This window comes from Leucobacter ruminantium, from assembly GCF_017565705.1.
GTDB lineage: Bacteria > Actinomycetota > Actinomycetes > Actinomycetales > Microbacteriaceae > Leucobacter > Leucobacter ruminantium.
Genome location: NZ_JAGDYL010000006.1, coordinates 181,789 through 200,806 on the forward strand (window position 1 = coordinate 181,789; position 19,018 = coordinate 200,806).

Genomic DNA, 19,018 nt, shown 5'->3' on the forward strand with positions numbered 1-19,018 from the left:
TGCCCGACCGACGCTACCGCGCCGGGCCCGCCTCGCGGATGGTGTCGATGATGCCCGAGAAGTCTCGGTCGGATCCCTCGCCCGCCGCGTAGGCCGCGTAGATCTCTCGGGCGAGCAGGCCGAGCTTCGCGTCGACGCCCGTCGAGGCGATCGCCTGTTCGGCGAGGCCGAGATCCTTCGCCATGAGCGGGCCCGCGAACCCCGGCCGGTAGTCGTTGTTCGCCGGGCTGCTCGGCACCGGGCCCGGTACGGGGCAGTTCGTGCTCAGCGCCCAGCACTGCGCCGACGCGTTGTTCATCACGTCGAAGAGCACGCCGTGCTCGAGGCCCAGACGCTCGCCGAGCACGAAGGCCTCGGCCACGGCGATCTGGGTGATGCCGAGCACCATGTTGTTGCACGCCTTCGCCGCCTGTCCGAGGCCGTGACCGCCGCAGTGCACGATGCGGCGGCCCATCGCCTCGAGCAGCGGGAGGGCCGCCGAGAAGTCGTCGGCCTCGCCGCCGACCATGAATGCGAGCGTCGCGTTCTCGGCCCCGACGACTCCGCCCGAGACGGGCGCGTCGAGCGCGCGGTGGCCCGCCGCCGCAGCGAGTTCCGCCGCCCGACGCGCCTCGTCGACGGCGATCGTGGAGCAGTCGAGGAACAGCGTGCCGGGCCGCGCGGCTGCGAGCAGTCCGTCACCCGAGTCGCCGGAGTACGCGGCGATCAAGTGCCGCCCGGCGGGCAGCATCGTGAGCACGACGTCGGCCTCGCGCGCGGCCGCGGACGCCGAAGGCGCGACGCGGATCCCTGACGCCCCGGCCGCCTCGCGGGCCGCCGGGGCCAGGTCGAAGGCGGTGACGTCGAAGCCGGCTCTCGTCAGATTCACCGCCATGGGGCCGCCCATATGCCCGAGTCCGATGAATGCGATGGTGGTCATGATGTCTTCTCTCCTTCGACGAAGTACGCGCCGATGATCTCCGGCGTCACATCGGTGTGCACGGCCGGGATCCAGCGCGGGTTACGATCCCTTTCGATGAGCTGAGCCCTGATGCCCTCGGCGAAGTCGTGGGTTCGAAGGGCGTGCATCGAGACCCGGAACTCGGTGCGCAACGCGGCTTCGAGGTCGGGCAGGTCGCGGGCCCGGCGCAGCGATTCCAGCGTCACCGCGAGCGCCGTCGGCGACTTCTCGTCGATGATCGCGGCGAGCGCGTCCGCGCCGTCGTCGCCGAGGGCGCGCAGCGCGGCGAGGATCTCGGGCACGGTATCCGCGGCGAACGCCGCGTCGGTCCAGGTGCGCTCGTGTTCGAATCGGCCAGGAGGCGGATCCTGGGAGAAGCGCGCGATCGCGTCGTCGACGTCCTCGGTCTCCAGCGCGGCGAGCAACCCTTCGATACGATCGGCCGCGACGAAGACATCGGCGAGGCCCAGGAGGATGGCGTCGGCCGCACTCACGCTCTCGGCCGTCAGAGCGATACGCGTCCCGAGTTCGCCCGGCGCCCGCGAGAGCAGCCATGAGGCGCCGACGTCGGGAATGTAGCCGATCGTCACCTCGGGGAATCCGAGCCGGGACGTCTCGCTCACCACGCGGTGCGAGCCGTGCGCCGAGACGCCGATGCCTCCGCCGAGCACCAGGCCGCGCTGCAGCGCGACATAGGGCTTGGGGTATGAGGCGATCGCGGCGTTCATCGCGTACTCGTCCCTCCAGAAGGCCGCAGAGGCGGTCCCATCACCCTGCCTGGCGTCTTCGTAGAGCGAGACGACGCCGCCGCCGGCGCAGAGGCCGCGATCGCCGACGCCGTCCACGGCGACCGTGGCGATCTCCGGGTCGTCACGCCAGGCATCGAGCGCGTTCGATATGAGTCCGACCATCTCGTGCGTCAGCGCGTTGATCGCCCCCGGACGGTTGAGAGTGATCAGCCCGAGTCGGCCGCGACGCTCCGTCAGCACAGGCGGGGCAGTCTCGGCGGGCGGGCGCAGAGGCTCCATCCCGCTCATCGCGGCACCCCGCTCAGCAGCGAGCGCCCGACGATGCTGCGCATGATCTCGTTCGTGCCCTCGAGAATCTGGTGCACGCGCAGATCCCTCACCACCCGCTCGATACCGTATTCGTGCAGGTAGCCGTAGCCTCCGTGCAGTTGCAGCGCCCGGTTCGCGACTTCGAAGGCCGCGTCGGTCGCGAAGCGCTTGGCGAGCGCGCACGCCGCCGCGACGTCCGCGGCACCCTCGTCCATCTTCCTCGCCGCACGCTGCAGCAGCGCTCGCGCCGCCTGCAGCTCCGTCTCCATGTCGGCGAGCGCGAAGACGACGGTCTGGTTCGCCGAGAGCGGCGCGCCGAACGCGTGCCGCTCCTGCACATACGCCAGCGCCTTCTCGAGCGCCCACTGCGCGCCGCCGAGCGAGCAGGCCCCCATGTTGACGCGTCCGCCGTTGAGGCCCTTCATCGCGATGCGGAACCCGTCGCCCTCCTCGGCCAGGCGGTTCGCGACGGGCACCCGCACGTCCTCGAATACCACCTGCCGTGTGGGTTGGGCGTTCCAGCCCATCTTCCTCTCGTCGGGTCCGAAGCTCAGCCCAGGGGCGTCGCCCGGAACGACGAGGGCGCTGATGCCCCTCGAACCGGGCTCACCTGTTCGCGCCATCACGATGTAGACGGACGATGCGCCGGCCCCCGAGATGAACTGCTTCGTGCCGTTGACGACGTATTCATCTCCCTCGCGGCGAGCGCTCGTCGTGATCGCGGCCGCGTCCGAGCCCGCACCGGGCTCGGTGAGGCAGTAGCTGCCGAGATCCCTCATCGAGGTGAGGCCGGGAAGCCATCTCTCGCGCTGCTCGGCGTTGCCGAAGGTGTCGACCATCCACGCCGTCATGTTGTGGATCGAGATGTAGGCGGCGACCGCGGTGTCGCCCTTGGCCAGCTCCTCGAAGATCGCGACCGCATCCTCCCTGGACAGCCCCGATCCGTACTCCTCACCGACGTAGATGCCGCCGAGCCCCATCTCCCCCGCCGCACGCAGCGTCTCGACGGGGAATGTCTTCTCGGCGTCCCGCTCGCCCGCGAACGGGGCCAGCTCGGCATCCGAGAACTCCCGGACCGCCTCGACCAGCGCCTGTCGTTCCTCCGCTGTTTCGATCATGATCATCACTGCATCGTCGGGATGACGAAGCTGGCTCCTTCCTTGATTCCCGAGGGCCAGCGGCTCGTGACGGTCTTCGTCTTCGTGTAGAAGCGGAACGCATCCGGCCCGTGCTGGTTGAGGTCGCCGAAGCCCGATCGTTTCCAACCGCCGAATGTGTGATAGGCGATCGGCACGGGGATCGGCACGTTCACGCCGACCATGCCGACGTTCACCCGCGCGGTGAAGTCGCGCGCGGTGTCGCCGTCGCGGGTGAAGATCGCGACGCCGTTGCCGTACTCGTGGTCGGTTGCGAGGGCGAGGGCCTGCTCGTAGTCATCGGCGCGGGTGATGATCAGCACCGGTCCGAAGATCTCCTCGCGGTAGATCGTCATGTCGGATGCGACCCGGTCGAAGAGGGTCGGGCCGAGGTAGTAGCCGCCCTCGTGGCCCTCGACCGAGTACCCGCGTCCGTCGGCGAGCAACTCCGCCCCCTCTTCGACGCCGAGGCCGATATAGTGCTCGACTCGCGCCTTCGCTTCGGCTGAGACGAGCGGGCCGTAGTCGGCGCTCTCGTCGAGCGCCGGTGCCACCCTCAGCTGTCCCACCCGCTCGGTCAGTTTTGCAGCGAGGCGGTCCGCGGTCTCCTCTCCCACGGGCACCGCCACCGAGATGGCCATGCACCGCTCACCCGCTGAACCGTATCCCGCACCGATGAGCGCGTCAGCGACCTGATCGAGATCCGCGTCGGGCATGACGATCATATGGTTCTTCGCCCCGCCGAAGCACTGGGCGCGCTTGCCGTTGGCAGCCGCCGTCTCGTAGATGTACTGCGCGATGGGCGTAGAACCGACGAAGCCGACCGCCTGCACCCGATCGTCGCGCAGGATGGCGTCGACGGCCTCCTTGTCGCCGTTGACGACGTTGAAAACCCCCTCCGGAAGCCCCGCTTCGACGAAGAGTTCGGCGATGCGCAGCGGCACGGAGGGATCGCGCTCCGATGGCTTCAGGATGAAGGCGTTGCCTGCGGCGAGCGCCGGGCCGCACTTCCAGAGCGGGATCATCGCCGGGAAGTTGAAGGGAGTGATACCGGCCACGACGCCGAGCGGCTGCCGCATCGAGTAGACGTCGATGCCGGTTCCGGCCCCCGTCGAGTACTCGCCCTTCAGGAGATGCGGTCCGCCCGCCGCGAATTCGATGACCTCGACGCCGCGCTGTATGTCGCCGATGGCGTCGGCCACGGTCTTGCCGTGCTCGCTCGACAGCAGACGCGCGAGTTCGGGGGTCTCTCGCGCGATCAGATCGAGGAACTTCAGCAGCACGCGGGCACGGCGCTGCGGGTTCGTCGCCGCCCACTCCAGTTGCGCTTCCTGCGCGTTCGCGATCGCGGCCTGCACCTCGGCGGCGCTGGCGAGCGGCACACGCGACTGGATGCGCCCCGTGCTGGGGTCGTAGATGTCTCCGAAGCGCCCGGAGGTGCCGGCGACGCGCTCGCCACCGACGAAATGGGTGAGGGTTCTGATCTCGCCCACCGCCTGCGGCGCCTGTTCGGTTCCGTTGGTCATCTGAGGCCCTTCCTCGACAGCTCGGTCGCCGCTCATATTTTTGCGTCCAAGTATTTATTATGATGTCAAACTATATCTGCACTCCTCCGATTCGCCAAGCGAATCCCCCTCGTCTCGCCGACGCGCCTCAGCGGGGTCCCATGCGGATCGCGCCATCCAGCCGGATCGTCTCGCCGTTGAGGTAGCCGTTGCGGACGATCTCGGCGACCAGTCCCGCGTACTCCTCAGGTCGGCCGAGCCTCTGCGGATACGGCACCTGCTGCGCCAGCGAGACACGGGCAGCCTCGGGCAGCCCCTGCGCAATGGGCGTCTCCATCACACCCGGTGCGATGGTGCAGACCCGGATAGCGTGACGCGCGAGTTCCCGCGCGATCGGCAGCGTCATGGCGTGCACGCCGCCCTTGGACGCCGAGTAGGCCGCCTGGCCGATCTGCCCGTCGAACGCGGCGACGCTCGCGGTGTTCACGATCACCCCCCGGTCGCCTCCCTCGGCGGGATCGGTTCGCGCCATCTCGGCGGCGGCAAGAGCGGTCACCCGGTAGGTGCCGAGCAGGTTCACGCCCACCACGCTGTCGAATGCCGTGAGGGGAGAGGGATCGCCCGAGCGCTGCAGCACCTTCGCCGGGGGCGCGATGCCCGCGCAGTTCACGACGACGCGGAGAGGACCCGTGGCGGCGGCCTGCGCGATCGCCGCGGCGACCTCCTCGGAGTCGGTGACATCGGCCGCTGCGAAGCCGCCTCCGATCTCGGCTGCGTGTTCGACGCCGGGAGACGAGGGGAGATCGACGATCGTCACCCGCGCCCCGAGTTCGGCGAGAAGCCGCGCCGTCGCGAGCCCGAGACCGCTGGCCCCGCCGGTCACGATTGCGCTCGCATCGATGATATCCATGGCTCCTCCTTGCGCCGACGACCGGCATTCTCGCGATGCGGGCCGAGCCGCGCCTGCGAGTGCCGACCTGATACGGTGTCCGTCAAGCCTCGCACAGTGTTCGCCGTGGAGCCGCCCTCGCCGCAGCACCGGCTGCGCACCATGGCCGGCGACCGGCGCCGCGAAAGCGATGGACCCGCGGAGGAGGCGAGTCTAGACTCGCGATATGGGGCTCCTGACATTCAGCATCAACGTCACACTGGACGGTTGCGTCGACCACCGGGAGGGTGTCGCCGACGAGACGACGCACGCCTACTTCACCCGGCTCATGGACGAGAGCGGAGCCATGCTCTGGGGTCGCACCACCTACGAGATGATGGAGAGCTACTGGCCGGCGGTCGCACGCGGCGAGGAGGACGCCCCGCCCGCGATCCGCGAGTGGGCGGTGAAGCTCGAGGACAAGCCGAAGTACGTGGTGTCGTCGACGCGGAGCGACTTCCCCTGGACGGGCAGTCACCACCTCACGGGTGAGCTGCGCCCCGCGGTCGAGGAGCTCAAGAACGCGACGCCCGAGGGAGTGCTCGTCGGGAGCGTCACCCTCGCCGCCGAACTGGAGCGGCTCGGCCTGATCGATGAGTACAGATTCGTCGTGCAACCGGTGCTCGCGGGCCACGGGCCCACCCTGTACCAGAGCGGCCTGCCCAGCAGCAGGCGCCTCGAACTGATCTCGGCCGCCCCGTTCGACAACGGCGCGGTCGCGATGCACTACCGCCGAGCCGACTGAGACTGGCCGCGGGCAGGGGCGTCAATTTCGCGCGGCGGCTCCGGTCGCGCTCCTCGCCCCGCCGCTGTTCGTGCGAGCTGCGCACACCCATGCTCAGCTCGCACGAGACCGCTCACACGAGCCCGCTCACGCCGCCGCGAACCGCGCCGGCAGCGACAGGTTGCCGACGCCGCTCACCCGCACCTCGCCGAGCCCCTGCCACGCCGCCGCCTCGGCGAGCAGCCGCTCGGCCGCCTCAGCGGTGCGCGCGGGAGCCCCCTCCTCGCGCCAGGCCGCCTGCACGAGCAGGGATCCCTCATCGCCCGCCCGCCTCGGCCGCTCGGCCTTGAGGTCGATGCGACCCGCCATGCGGCCGCCGACCATGAGCGGCAGGCAGTAGTAGCCGTAGCGGCGCTCCGCCTTGGGCGTGTAGATCTCGATGCGGTAGTGGAAGTCGAACACGCGCTCGGCCCTGGGGCGGAACCAGACGAGCGGGTCGAACGGCGTGAGCAGCGCGTCGGGCGCGAGCCGCGCGGGCACCCGCGCGTCGCGGTGCAGCCAGGCGGGTTCGGGGCGCCCGCCCGCGCCGGTCCAGCCGGCGACCCGCACGGGCAGCAGCACGCCGGCCTCCTCGAGGTCGGCGACGGCGACCCGTGCGTCGGCCGCCTTCAAGCGGTGGTAGTCGGCGAGGTCGGCGTGGGTCGCGACGCCGAGCGATCTGGCCGCCCGTTCGATGAGGGATCGCTGGGCCTCCGCGCGCGGCGCCGCTCCGAGGGCCAACGCGGGCAGCACCTGCTCGGCGAGCGCGTACCTGCGCTGGAACCCCTCGCGGCCCGCCGACACCACCTCGCCCTCCGCGAAGAGCAGCTCGACCGCCCGCTTGGTGTCGCTCCAATCCCACCAAGGCCCGCGGGAACCGCGCGGCCCGTCCTCCAGCTCGCGCACGAGCTGCGGGCCGCCCTCCGCCAGCCGATCCCTCACCCTCGCGATGGCATCGCGCATGCCCGCGAACCGTTCGTCGCGCAGGTGACGTTCGCGGTACTCCTGCATGCGCCACGCGAAGAGGGGGCGATCGGCGACCGGGATGAACGCGGCCTCGTGCGCCCAGTACTCCGTGAACTCGCCGCTGCGCCACAGGAGCCGGTCGAGCGCCTCGCGGTCGTAGCCGCCGTGCCGCGAGAACACGGGCAGGTAGTGGCTGCGCGCGAACACGTTCACCGAGTCGATCTGCAGCACGTGCAATCGTTCGAGGGCGGGGTCGAAGGGCCTGCGCTTCCTGAGGCGGGGCGCGTTCGCGAAGCCCTGCGCGGCGAGCGCGATGCGCCTGGCCTCCGCGGCACTCAGGGTGTCTCGAGGGATCATGGCTCCACGCTAGCGTCGGCCTCCGACACCGGCACGTACATCACGACGTGGAGGTCGGAGGCGTCGGAGGGCACCAGCCGGTGATGCTCGTAGACCCGCCGCCCCGCCTCGGGGTGGACGAAGACGCGTCGGCGCGAGGCGAAGCGGCCGACCGCGTGCTCCGCCCACTGCGCGCGGAATTCCGGGCTGCGCTCGAGCAGATCGCCGATCACCGCGCGGTGCCGCTCGGAGCTCAGCCGCACACCCGACTCCGCGCGGAACTCCGCGAGGAAGCTGCGGCTGTCGCGCTCCCAGTCCGGCAGCATCTCGCGCAGCCTCGGATCCGTGTAGACGAGCCGCAGCAGGTTGCGCTCCTCCTGCGGGATGGTGGCGATCGGCCCGTAGAGCCACTCGTAGCCGCGGTTCCAGCCCACGATCGCCCAGTCGGTCGCGACGATGAAAGCGGGGAACGGGAGCGCCTCCACGAGCCGGAGCAGGTGCTCGGGGGCGCGCTCGGGGCCGGGCGACACAGTCTCGCGGCCCGGCTGGGTCAGCGCGAAGACGTACTCGGTCTCGGCGTCGGTGAGCTGCAGCACCCGCGCAACGGCCGTGAGCACCTGCTGGGAGGCGTTGATCTCCCTGCCCTGCTCGAGCCAGGTGTACCAGCTCACGCTGATGCCGGCGAGAGTCGCCACCTCCTCGCGGCTCAGCCCGGCCTCGCTGCGCCGCTTGCCCGGCGGCAGGCCGAGCGCGGCGCGCGGCTGCGCGCGGCGCCGTGCCGCGAGGAACTCGCCGAGCTGCACGCGCCGTGGAGTGCGGGGCCTGATCATCAGATCATTGTACCCTCAGTACCAGTACCAGCACTCCCTTCCGCCGCCGGGACCCGCCTGACTGAATGGGAGCATGGTCGCCTATCGCTCTTTCACCGTCACCCACGGCCGCAACATGGCCGGCGCCCGCGCGCTCTTCCGAGCCGCCGGCGTCCCCGGCGCCGATCTCGGCCGCAAGCCGATCATCGCCGTCGCGAACTCCTTCACGGAGTTCGTGCCCGGCCACACGCACCTCGCCCCGGTGGGCCGCATCGTCTCCGACGCCATCACGGCGGCGGGCGGCATCCCCCGCGAGTTCAACACGATCGCGGTCGACGACGGCATCGCGATGGGCCACGGGGGTATGCTCTACTCGCTGCCCTCGCGCGACCTCATCGCCGACTCCGTCGAGTACATGACGAACGCGCACTGCGCCGACGCCCTCATCTGCATCTCGAACTGCGACAAGATCACCCCGGGCATGCTGCTCGCGGCCCTCCGTCTCAACATCCCGACCGTGTTCGTGTCGGGAGGTCCGATGGAGTCGGGGCGCGCCGTGCTCGCGAACGGCATGGTGAAGACGCTCGACCTGGTCGACGCGATCTCCGAGGCCGTCAACGAGAACGTCTCGGACGAGGACATCCAGCGCATCGAGGAGTCGGCCTGCCCCACCTGCGGCTCCTGCTCGGGCATGTTCACCGCGAACTCCATGAACTGCCTCACCGAGGCCATCGGCCTGTCGCTCCCCGGCAACGGATCGACGCTCGCGACCCACACCGCGCGCCGCGCTCTCTACGAGAACGCGGGCGCGCTCGTGGTCGACATCTGCAAGCGCTACTACGACGAGGACGACGCCTCGGTGCTGCCCCGCAGCATCGCAACCCCGCAGGCGTTCGGCAACGCCATGGCCCTCGACATCGCGATGGGCGGCTCCACCAACACGATCCTGCACCTGCTCGCGGCTGCCCACGAGGCCGGGGTCGAGTTCGGCCTCGACGAGATCGACGCCGTGTCTCGCCGCGTGCCCTGCCTCGCGAAGGTGGCCCCGAACGTCGCGAACGGCAAGACCTACTACATGGAGGACGTGCACCGCGCCGGCGGCATCCCCGCGCTGCTCGGCGAGCTGCGCCGCGGCGGCATGCTCGACGAGAACGTGCACACGGTGCACTCGAAGAACCTCGGCGAGTGGCTCGACGAGTGGGACGTGCGCGGCGGCAAGGCCTCGGACGAGGCGTTCGAGCTGTGGCACGCGGCGCCCGGCGGGGTGCGGTCCTCGACCGCGTTCTCGCAGTCCGAGCGGTGGCGCGATCTCGATCTCGACGCCGAGAACGGCTGCATCCACTCGGTCGAGCACGCCTACTCGAAGGACGGCGGCCTCGCGGTGCTGCGCGGCAACATCGCCGTCGACGGGGCGGTCGTGAAGACCGCCGGCGTCGACGAGTCGATCTGGACCTTCTCGGGCCCCGCGGTCGTCTGCGAGTCGCAGGACGAAGCCGTCGAGAAGATCCTGAACAAGCAGGTGGTCGAGGGCGACGTCGTGGTCATCCGCTACGAGGGCCCCAAGGGCGGCCCCGGCATGCAGGAGATGCTCTACCCGACCTCGTTCCTGAAGGGTCGCGGCCTCGGCAAGGCCTGCGCGCTCATCACCGACGGCCGCTTCTCGGGAGGCACCTCGGGGCTCTCGATCGGGCACATCTCACCCGAGGCGGCGGCGGGCGGCGTCATCGCCCTCGTCGAGGACGGCGACATCGTCTCGATCGACATCCCCACGCGCGCCCTCACGCTCGACGTGCCGCAGGAGGAGCTCGATCGGCGCCGCGCCGAGCTCGAGGCGAACGGCGGCTACCGTCCGAAGAACCGCGAGCGCGTCGTCTCGGATGCGCTGCGCGCCTACGCCGCGTTCGCCCAGTCGGCGGACAAGGGCGCGGTGCGGGTGGTGCCCGAGACCGTGTAGCCCGCGACACGCGAAAGGCGGTGAGGGATCGGCCGATCCCTCACCGCCTTTCGCTTCTGCTCCTACGAGAACCAGAGGCCCAGCTCGCGCTCGGCCGAGAGGGTCGAGTCGCTGCCGTGCACGAGGTTCTGCTGCACATTCAGCCCCCAGTCGCGGCCGAGATCGCCGCGGATGGTGCCCGGGGCGGCCGCGGTGGGGTCGGTCGCGCCGGCGAGGGATCGGAAGCCCTCGATGACCCGGTGGCCGCTGGCCCGCACGGCGACCACGGGGCCCGAGCTCATGAATTCGACGAGCGGCTCGAAGAACGGCTTGCCCTCGTGCTCGGCGTAGTGCGCGGTGAGCAGCTCGCGGTCGGCGCGCACCATGCGCAGATCGGTGATGGTGTAGCCCTTCGCCTCGATGCGGCGCAGGATCTCTCCGGTCAGGCCGCGGGCGACACCGTCGGGCTTCACCAGGATGAGAGTCTCTTCAGCGGACATGCACGCTCCTTCGAATCGGAAAGTCGGGAAACCCCGCCCAGCAGTCTACTGGGCGCGCTCGGTCATCCAGGCCGCGGCGGCGCGGTGGCGCCGCCACGGATCACATGGAATCGCTTCGCGATTCCATCCAAGTGATCCGTGCCCTGTCGATCTGCGCGCCCTTCACCATGCAGAAGATCCAGAGCGCCGTGAACAGCAGCCCGACGAACACCGCCATCGGCAGCACGATGCCCGTAGCGAGCATCAGCGCGTGCACGACCCAGCCGATGACGATGCCCGCGCGTCCCGCGCGCATGAGACCGAGACCGGCGATGATCAGCACCGCGAGCCCTCCGCCGAGGTACAGCCCGAGCTCGCGCGGTTCGAGGATGCCGAGCCCGAACACCGTCAGGCCGATCAGCACGACGATGATGAGCTCGAAGCCGAGCACGATCGACGCGAGCGCCTTCTGCGTCGAGCGCTCACCGCGGCCCGCGCCCGAGATGCGCATCGCCGAGTTGTGGGCCATCGTCTCCGACGGCGACAGCACCAGCTCCTCGTCGTCGCCCTGAGGCTGCCCGCTCACGCGATCCCCCAGCCCTCGGCGCGGGAGAACGCGATGGCCTCGCCGGCCAGCACCACCGAGCCGACCACGAGCACCGCTCGACCCTCGGCGCCGCTCGCCCATCCCCGGGCGTCGTCGAGCGCTTCCGCGAGGGATCCCGCGACCTCGATGGGCGTCGCGGGGATGGCGCGCTCGGCGAGCTCGTACAGCCGCTCAGGGTCGGTGCTGCGCGGCGAGTCGACCGGGGTCACGGTGACCCGGTGCGCGATCGGGGCGAGCGCTGCGAGCAGACCGGCGGCATCCTTCTCCTCGAGCACGCCGACGACGAGCGCGAGCTCCCCGAAGGCGAACGACTCGGCCACCGCCCGCACGAGCGCCTCCGCGCCGTGCGGGTTGTGGGCCGCATCGACGTAGACGATCGGGTCGTTGCCGATCAGCTGCAGGCGCCCCGGCGAGGTCAGCTGCCCCAGTCCCTCGTCGAGCACCTCCTCGGGCACCGGCCGGTCGAAGAAGGCCTCGACCGCGGCGATCGCGAGCGCGGTGTTCTCGGCCTGGTGGCGGCCGAAGAGCGGCACGAAGGCCGGATCGTAGGCATCGCCGGAAAGACCGACCACATCGATCTGCCTCCCGCCGACCGCGAGGCGATCCTCGACCAGGCGGAAGTCGCGGCCCTGCACGACGAACCGCGAGCCGTTGCGCTCGGCAGCCGCCTCGAGCTCGGCGAGCGCCGCCGGCGCCTGCTCGGCCGTCACGACCGTGCTGCCCGGCTTCACGATGCCCGACTTGGTACGCGCGATCGTCTCGATGTCGGGGCCCAGGATCGCCGTGTGGTCGAGGTCGATCGGGGTGAACACGGCCACCTGCGCGTCGGCGATGTTGGTGGCATCCCACTCGCCGCCCATGCCGACCTCGACGACCGCGACCTCGACGGGGGCGTCGGCGAAGGCCGCGAAGGCCAGCACCGCGAGCGCCTCGAAGAAGGTGATGGGTCCCTGCCCCGCGGCCTCGAGCTCCGCGTCGACCACCTGGAGCGGCAGCTGCAGCTCGTCCCACGACGACGCGAGCACCTCCCCGTCGATCGGCTCGCCGTCGATCTGGAAGCGCTCGGTGAAGTCGACGAGGTGCGGGCTCGTGAACAGGCCCGTGCGCAGGCCGTGGGCGCGCAGCAGCGACTCGATGGCGCGGCTCGTCGACGTCTTGCCGTTCGTTCCGGCGATCTGGATCACGGGGTACGAGAGCTGCGGCGTGCCCGCGAGCTCGGCGAGGCGGCGCACCGGCTCGATTCGGGGGCGGGGGTTCGCCTCTCCGACGCGAGTCAGCAGCTCCTCGTAGACGCGCTCGGCGGGTTCGGGGCCGCCCGCGCCGACACCGCCGGTGATCAGGGGGCTCATCGCGCCGCCTCGATCACGATCTGCACGGCCGCCTTGTCGACGCCGAGTGCGGAGGCCGCGGTCGCGAAGACGCCGTCGGGCGTCTCGTCCGGAGCCGCGCCCGCGCCTTCGCCGAGACCGAAGCTCGTCGCGAGCGTCTCCCCCGCGATCAGCTCGGCGTGCGTCTCGAGCGCCGCGGCGTACTCGGGAGCCGCGCTCAGGGTGAGCGAGATCCGATCGCTCACGTCGAGCCCCGCGTTCTTCCGCGCCTCCTGCACCGCACGGATCGCGTCGCGGGCGATGCCCTCCGCCTCGAGCTCGGGCGTGGTCTCGGTGTTCAGCAGCACGAAGCCGCCGCCAGCGATGAGCGCGAGGGCCGATCCCTCATCGTCCTCGTCGGCCGAGCCGACGCGCAGGGTGAGCTCGTACTCCTGCGGTTCGAGCGCGATGCCGCCTGCGACGACGACTCCGCCCTCCTCGTTCCAATCGCCCGACTTCGCGGCCTTGATCGCCTGCTGCACCTGCTTGCCGAGGCGGGGGCCCGCGGCGCGAGCGTTGACCGTGAGCGAGTGCACGATGCCGTGCTCCGCCGCGCTCGTCTCGGTCTGCTGCACGAGGCGCACCGACTTCACGTTGAGCTCCTCGCGCAGGATGTCCGCGAAGGGCTCGAGCGCGGCGGGGCGCGGAGTCACGACCGTCAGCTCCGCGAGCGGCAGGCGCACGCGCAGACGGCGGGCCTTGCGCAGCGCGAGCGCCTGCGAGGTGATCTGCCGCAGCTCGTCCATCGCATCCACGAGCTCGGCGTCGTCGGGGAACTCGCCCGCGTCGGGCCAGTCCTCGAGGTGCACGGACCGCCCGCCCGTCAGGCCACGCCAGATCTCCTCGGTCACGAGCGGGGCGAGAGGAGCCGCGACGCGGGCGAGCGTCTCGAGCACCGTGTAGAGGGTGTCGAAGGCCTGCCGGTTCTCGGCCCTGCCGTTCGCGCCCGAGGTCCCCTCCCAGAAGCGGTCGCGCGAGCGGCGCACGTACCAGTTGGTGAGTACCTCGGCGTAGGCGCGCAGGGCCTCCGCCGCCGAGGTCGTATCGAGGCCGTCGAGGTGGGCCTCGACCTCTCGGATCAGCCGGCCGGTCTTCGCGAGGATGTAGCGGTCGAGCGGATCGCTCGAGTCGGTGCGCCGCTCCCCCATGACGCCGTCGGCGTTCGCGTACAGGCTGAAGAAGTACCAGGTGCTCCAGAGCGGCAGGATGAACTGGCGCACGCCCTCGCGGATGCCCTCCTCGGTCACGATGAGGTTGCCGCCGCGCACGACGGGCGACGCCATCAGGAACCACCGCATCGCGTCGGAGCCGTCGCGGTCGAACACCTCGTTCACATCGGGGTAGTTGCGCAGCGACTTCGACATCTTGTTGCCGTCCGAGCCGAGCACGATGCCGTGGCTGATGACGTTCGTGAACGCGGGCCTGTCGAACAGCGCGGTCGCGAGCACGTGCTGCACGTAGAACCAGCCGCGGGTCTGCCCGATGTACTCGACGATGAAGTCTGCCGGCTGGTGCGTGTCGAACCACTCGCGGTTCTCGAACGGGTAGTGCGCCTGCGCGAAGGGCATCGATCCCGAGTCGAACCACACGTCGAACACGTCCTCGATACGCCGCATGGTCGAGCGGCCCGTGGGGTCATCGGGGTTCGGCCGCGTCAGCGAGTCGATGTAGGGCCGGTGCAGGTCGACCTCGCCCGCGGCGTTCCTCGGCAGCGCACCGAAGTCGCGTTCGAGCTCCTCGAGCGAGCCGTAGACGTCGACGCGCGGGTGGTCGGGATCGTCGCTCTTCCAGACCGGGATCGGGCTGCCCCAGTAGCGGTTGCGGCTCACCGACCAGTCGCGCGCGCCCTCGAGCCACTTGCCGAACTGGCCGTGCTTGACGTTCTCGGGCACCCACGTGATCTGCTCGTTCGTCTCGAGCATGCGCTGCTTGATCGGGTCGACGCGCACGAACCAGCTCGACACCGCCTTGTAGATGAGCGGGTTGCGGCAGCGCCAGCAGTGCGGGTAGCTGTGCTCGTAGCTCTGCTCGCGCAGCAGGCGCCCGCGCTGCTTGAGCAGGCGGATCAGGGGCCGGTTCGCATCCATCCAGAGCTCGCCCGCGACATCGGTGACCGACTTCAGGAAGCGGCCGCCGTCATCGACGCTCACGATCACGGGGATGCCCGCGGCGCCGGTGATCCGCATGTCGTCCTCGCCGTAGGCGGGCGCCTGGTGCACGATGCCGGTGCCGTCTGCCGTCGAGACGTAATCGTCGACGAGGATCTGCCAGGCATGCTCGGTGCCCCAGACCTCGGCGTCGGCGTAGTAGTCGAAGACCCGCTCGTAGCGTACGCCGGCGAGCTCGGCGCCCGGGACCGTGCGCGCGACGGCCTCGCGCGCGGCGTCGGCCGACTCGTAGCCGAGATCCTTCGCATAGCCCGCGATGAGGTCGATCGCGATCAGGTACTCGCTTGCGCCCTCCGCGCCCCCGTCGGCCGCGCCGAGAGGTCCGGCGGGCACGACGGCGTAGTCGATCGCGGGGCCGACCGCGAGCGCCAGGTTCGTCGGGAGGGTCCAGGGCGTCGTCGTCCAGGCGAGGGCGCGCACGCCCTCGACGCCGAGCTGGGCCGCGCGCTCCCCGGCGAGCGGGAAGGTGATGGTGACCGAGGGATCCTGCCGCATCTGGTAGACGTCGTCGTCCATGCGCAGCTCGTGGTTCGACAGCGGCGTCTCGTCGCGCCAGCAGTAGGGCAGCACCCTGTGGCCCTCGTAGGCGAGGCCCTTGTCGTAGAGCTGCTTGAACGCCCAGATGACGCTCTCCATGTAGCCGAGGTTCAGCGTCTTGTAGTCGTTCTCGAAGTCGACCCAGCGGGCCTGGCGGGTGACGTAGTCCTCCCACTCGCGGGTGTACTGCAGCACCGACTCGCGGGCCTTCGCGTTGAACTCCGCGATGCCCATCTCCTCGATCTCGCTCTTCTCGGTGATGCCGAGCTGCTTCATCGCCTCGAGCTCGGCGGGCAGGCCGTGGGTGTCCCAGCCGAAGCGGCGCTCGACCTTCCGCCCGCGCATGGTCTGGAAGCGCGGGAAGACGTCCTTCGCGTAGCCCGTGAGGAGGTGACCGTAATGCGGCAGGCCGTTGGCGAAGGGCGGTCCGTCGTTGAAGACCCATTCCTCGGATCCCTCGCGGCGGCGGATCGACTCGCGGAAGGTGTCGTCGGACTTCCAGAATGCGAGCACGCCCTGCTCGATCGCGGGCAGCTTCGGCGACGGCGAGACGCCGGCTGGGCTCTGCTCGTCGGGGGACGAGGCTGCTCCGGTGGGCTGCTGAGGGTACGGCATGTGGTTCCTTCTCGGCTGCGGCTGTTGCTTCCTGCTGCCGGGACGGGACGAGGGATCCGGATCCCTCACCCGCGGTACCACCCCGCTTGCCGCGCCCGCCCCTGCACCGGGGCGCGCTCGACCTCTTCGTTCGGCTGTGACGGGCCGTCCCCGTTCGGTTCTAATGGGCGCCTCGCGGGGATCCCGCTCAGCGCCGTTCTTCCGAAGACTCCCCGGTGATGGCCGGATCGCAGTCGCTTGCCCACGATCCTACCGCACGGCGCCGGGTAACGAACAGGTAACGATGGCCGAATCACAAAACCCCAGATGAGAGGCGATATGTCCCCTCGATTCCCTCCCGAGGAGGCCATGCTCCGGTTGCAGCGCGAGCAACCGCGTTGTTAGCGTCGTTGGCAGCGTTGAGCGCGGATCCGTGCCGCTCACCGCGTTCCCCGGGACGAAATCCGCTGAGATACGGCGAACCGAGCGCGAGCGCGATGGCAGGTGGCCGATCCGCCACGCAATACCCGATCCGGCCTGTTGGGAGGCCGACGGTCCAGCGCGCCCTGAACCACGGGGCGCCGCCGTGGGCGTTCGGCGTACCCGCCGAACGCCGGCCTCCCCTGCCATGAGGAGTCACGAGTGAACACCGCAATCGAATATTCCCCGGGCGTCGATGCGCCCGAAGAGCCGGCCATCGAGGTGACCGGGGCCTACAAGGTCTTCGGCCGGCGACCCAAGGAGGTCGTGAAGCAGCTCAAACGGGGCGCGTCCCGAGACGCGTTGCGCGCGCACGGGACCGCGGCCGTCATCGACGCGAGCTTCGAGGTGCGCAAGGGCGAGATCTTCGTGGTCATGGGGCTCTCGGGCTCCGGCAAGTCGACGCTGATCCGCATGCTGAACGGGCTGAACCCGACCACCGACGGCTCGATCCGGGTCGACGGCCGCGAGGTCGTGGGCCGCAGCGCCGCCGAGCTCCGCGAGCTGCGCCGCGACCACATGTCGATGGTGTTCCAGCACTTCGCGCTGCTGCCGCACCGCCCGGTGCTCGACAACGTCGCCTACGGGCTCGAGCTGCAGGGCGTGCCCCTCGCGGAGCGTCACGAGCGCGCCAGGGGCTGGCTCGCCCGCGTCGGCCTCGAGGGCTGGGAGCGCAGCTACCCCGGCGAGCTCTCGGGCGGCATGCAGCAGCGGGTGGGGATCGCGCGCGCCCTCGCCGCCGACACCGACATCCTGCTCATGGATGAGGCCTTCTCGGCGCTCGACCCGCTGATCCGGCGCGAGATGCAGGAGCAGCTCGTCGAACTGCAGCAGGAGCTCGGCAAGACCATCGTGTTCATCACGCACGACCTCAACGAGGCCATGTTCCTGGGTGACCGTATCGCGGTGATGCGCGACGGCCGGATCGTGCAGGTCGGCTCCCCCAACGACATCCTCACCGACCCTGCGAACGACTACGTCGCGCAGTTCGTGCAAGACGTGGACCGCGCCCGGGTGCTCACCGCGGGCGACGTCATGGAGCCGCCGCACGCCGTCGTCTTCGCCTCAGCCGGCCCCCGCACCGCTCTGAAGACCATGCGCGACCTGCAGACCTCGGCCTGCTTCGTCACCGACGCCGGGCGCAAGCTGCTCGGCGTGGTCCGCGACAAGGACGTGCTGCGCCAGGTGCGCGAGGGCAGCACCGACCTCACCGAGCGGCTGCGGCCGACGCCGTCGATCGTGCAGCGGGATCAGCTCATCGCCGACCTCTTCGAGCTGGCGGTCGAGAGCCCGCTGCCCGTCGCGGTCGCCGACGAGCAGGGTCGCCTCATCGGCGTGGTTCCGCGGGTGACCCTGCTCGCGGCGCTCGCCGATCTGCCCGCGACCACGACCGAGATCCCGATCATCGAACCCGCGCCCGCCGTGCCCGCGGCGACGATCACCGAGACGCTCGAGCGGAGCGCCGTCGGAGGCTCGCCCTCCGTCGATGCGACCGCTTCGAGCGGGGAGGAGGTGCGCTGATGGAGATGATCCGCATCCCCCTGGGCGACTGGGTGAAGGACGGCCTCGACTGGTTCAAGAGCAGCTTCCGCGGCGCGCTCGACGTCACCTCCGACGCCATCGACTGGCTCGTCGGAGGTCTCGGCGATGTGCTCACCGCCGTGCCGTTCCCCGTGCTGATCCTGCTGTTCGCCCTGCTGGGCTGGCTCGTGCGCTCCTGGCAGCTCGCGATCGGCACCGCGGTCACGATGCTGCTCATCGTCGCGATGGACCAGTGGGACAACGCCATGCTTACCCTGGCGCTCGTACTCGTCTCGGTGCTCATCGCGATCCTCATCGCCGTGCCGCTCGGCATCCTCGCCGCGCGCAGCGACACCTTCAGCGCCGTGATCCGGCCCGTGCTCGACTTCATGCAGACCATGCCGGCCTTCGTCTACCTGATCCCTGCCGTGCTGTTCTTCACCGCCGGCTTCGTGCCCGGCGTCTTCGCGACGATCCTCTTCTCCTTGCCGCCCGGCGTGCGGTTCACGGAGCTCGGCATCCGCGGAGTCGACGCCGAGACCGTCGAGGCCGGACAGGCCTTCGGCGCCACACCGGGCAAGATCCTGCGAGGGATCCAGCTGCCCCTCGCAACCCCGACCATCATGGCGGGCGTCAACCAGGTGATCATGCTCGCGCTCTCGATGGCCGTCGTCGCAGGCATGGCGGGCGCGAACGGGCTCGGTAAGGAGGTCGTCGCGGGCATCATGCAGATGCAGATCGGCAAGGGCGTCGAGGCCGGGCTGAGCGTCGTGATCCTCGCCGTCTTCCTGGACCGCGTCACCGCCGCGCTCGGCAATCCGGGCGAGTACCGGCGCTCGCTGCTCGGGATGGCCCGCAAGCGGCGGGCCGGCGCCGCCCGCTGATCCGCAG

General features: G+C 70.4%; 15 protein-coding genes. 4 read left to right on the forward strand and 11 right to left on the reverse strand.

All coding sequences use genetic code 11. The features are described from left to right. Positions 1–13: 13 nt before the first annotated feature. The 5 genes from mmsB to J4H91_RS05430 form a co-directional block, all read right to left on the reverse strand. Positions 14–919, reverse strand: coding sequence for a 3-hydroxyisobutyrate dehydrogenase (gene mmsB, locus J4H91_RS05410; protein ID WP_208045235.1), 906 nt, complete (start codon positions 917–919; stop codon positions 14–16). Next, the gene (locus J4H91_RS05415) at positions 916–1,968 is read right to left on the reverse strand and encodes an enoyl-CoA hydratase/isomerase family protein (RefSeq protein WP_243752647.1); all 1,053 of its coding nucleotides are present in this window, start codon (positions 1,966–1,968) and stop codon (positions 916–918) included. The genes mmsB and J4H91_RS05415 overlap by 4 nt, the downstream gene beginning before the upstream one ends. Positions 1,969–1,973: 5 nt before the next feature. Next, on the reverse strand, positions 1,974–3,116 hold the full coding sequence (locus J4H91_RS05420; protein ID WP_208045237.1) for an acyl-CoA dehydrogenase family protein: 1,143 nt from the start codon (positions 3,114–3,116) through the stop codon (positions 1,974–1,976). Between the two features lie 5 nt (positions 3,117–3,121). Then, positions 3,122–4,660, reverse strand: a complete 1,539-nt coding sequence (locus tag J4H91_RS05425; protein WP_243752648.1) for a CoA-acylating methylmalonate-semialdehyde dehydrogenase — start codon at positions 4,658–4,660, stop codon at positions 3,122–3,124. A gap of 127 nt (positions 4,661–4,787) precedes the next feature. Continuing rightward, positions 4,788–5,549, reverse strand: a complete 762-nt coding sequence (locus J4H91_RS05430) for an SDR family NAD(P)-dependent oxidoreductase (RefSeq protein WP_208045238.1) — start codon at positions 5,547–5,549, stop codon at positions 4,788–4,790. Positions 5,550–5,754: 205 nt separating this feature from the next. Between J4H91_RS05430 and J4H91_RS05435 the strand changes: the two genes are divergently transcribed. Next, the gene (locus tag J4H91_RS05435) at positions 5,755–6,312 is read left to right on the forward strand and encodes a dihydrofolate reductase family protein (RefSeq protein WP_208045239.1); all 558 of its coding nucleotides are present in this window, start codon (positions 5,755–5,757) and stop codon (positions 6,310–6,312) included. Between the two features lie 126 nt (positions 6,313–6,438). Here J4H91_RS05435 and J4H91_RS05440 read toward each other — a convergent pair whose 3' ends face one another. Both J4H91_RS05440 and J4H91_RS05445 read right to left on the reverse strand, forming a co-directional pair. Beyond that, complete coding sequence (locus J4H91_RS05440) at positions 6,439–7,653, reverse strand: winged helix-turn-helix domain-containing protein (RefSeq protein WP_208045240.1); 1,215 nt, start codon at positions 7,651–7,653, stop codon at positions 6,439–6,441. Further along, entirely contained in the window at positions 7,650–8,462 is an 813-nt protein-coding gene (locus tag J4H91_RS05445) for a helix-turn-helix transcriptional regulator (protein WP_208045241.1), read from the reverse strand. The genes J4H91_RS05440 and J4H91_RS05445 overlap by 4 nt, the downstream gene beginning before the upstream one ends. A gap of 73 nt (positions 8,463–8,535) precedes the next feature. Between J4H91_RS05445 and ilvD the strand changes: the two genes are divergently transcribed. Next, positions 8,536–10,395: a dihydroxy-acid dehydratase gene (gene ilvD, locus J4H91_RS05450; RefSeq protein WP_208045242.1), complete on the forward strand. Its 1,860-nt coding sequence runs from the start codon at positions 8,536–8,538 to the stop codon at positions 10,393–10,395. A 62-nt stretch (positions 10,396–10,457) separates the two neighbouring features. On the opposite strand, the gene ndk is transcribed toward ilvD, so the two are convergent. From ndk to ileS, 4 genes are all read right to left on the reverse strand, one after another. Further along, positions 10,458–10,874, reverse strand: coding sequence for a nucleoside-diphosphate kinase (ndk, locus tag J4H91_RS05455; protein ID WP_208045243.1), 417 nt, complete (start codon positions 10,872–10,874; stop codon positions 10,458–10,460). Between the two features lie 100 nt (positions 10,875–10,974). Continuing rightward, positions 10,975–11,439, reverse strand: coding sequence for a DUF4233 domain-containing protein (locus J4H91_RS05460; RefSeq protein ID WP_341783449.1), 465 nt, complete (start codon positions 11,437–11,439; stop codon positions 10,975–10,977). Next, complete coding sequence (locus J4H91_RS05465; RefSeq protein ID WP_208045245.1) at positions 11,436–12,809, reverse strand: bifunctional folylpolyglutamate synthase/dihydrofolate synthase; 1,374 nt, start codon at positions 12,807–12,809, stop codon at positions 11,436–11,438. Before J4H91_RS05465 ends, J4H91_RS05460 begins: the two co-directional genes overlap by 4 nt. After that, entirely contained in the window at positions 12,806–16,147 is a 3,342-nt protein-coding gene (gene ileS, locus J4H91_RS05470; RefSeq protein WP_208045246.1) for an isoleucine--tRNA ligase, read from the reverse strand. The genes J4H91_RS05465 and ileS overlap by 4 nt, the downstream gene beginning before the upstream one ends. Before the next feature lie 621 nt (positions 16,148–16,768). Between ileS and J4H91_RS05475 the strand changes: the two genes are divergently transcribed. Both J4H91_RS05475 and J4H91_RS05480 read left to right on the forward strand, forming a co-directional pair. Continuing rightward, positions 16,769–18,127: a quaternary amine ABC transporter ATP-binding protein gene (locus J4H91_RS05475; RefSeq protein WP_424960828.1), complete on the forward strand. Its 1,359-nt coding sequence runs from the start codon at positions 16,769–16,771 to the stop codon at positions 18,125–18,127. After that, positions 18,127–19,011 carry an ABC transporter permease gene (locus J4H91_RS05480; RefSeq protein ID WP_208045247.1) on the forward strand — a complete coding sequence of 295 codons (885 nt, stop codon included), beginning with the start codon at positions 18,127–18,129 and terminating at the stop codon, positions 19,009–19,011. Before J4H91_RS05475 ends, J4H91_RS05480 begins: the two co-directional genes overlap by 1 nt. Positions 19,012–19,018 lie beyond the last annotated feature (7 nt).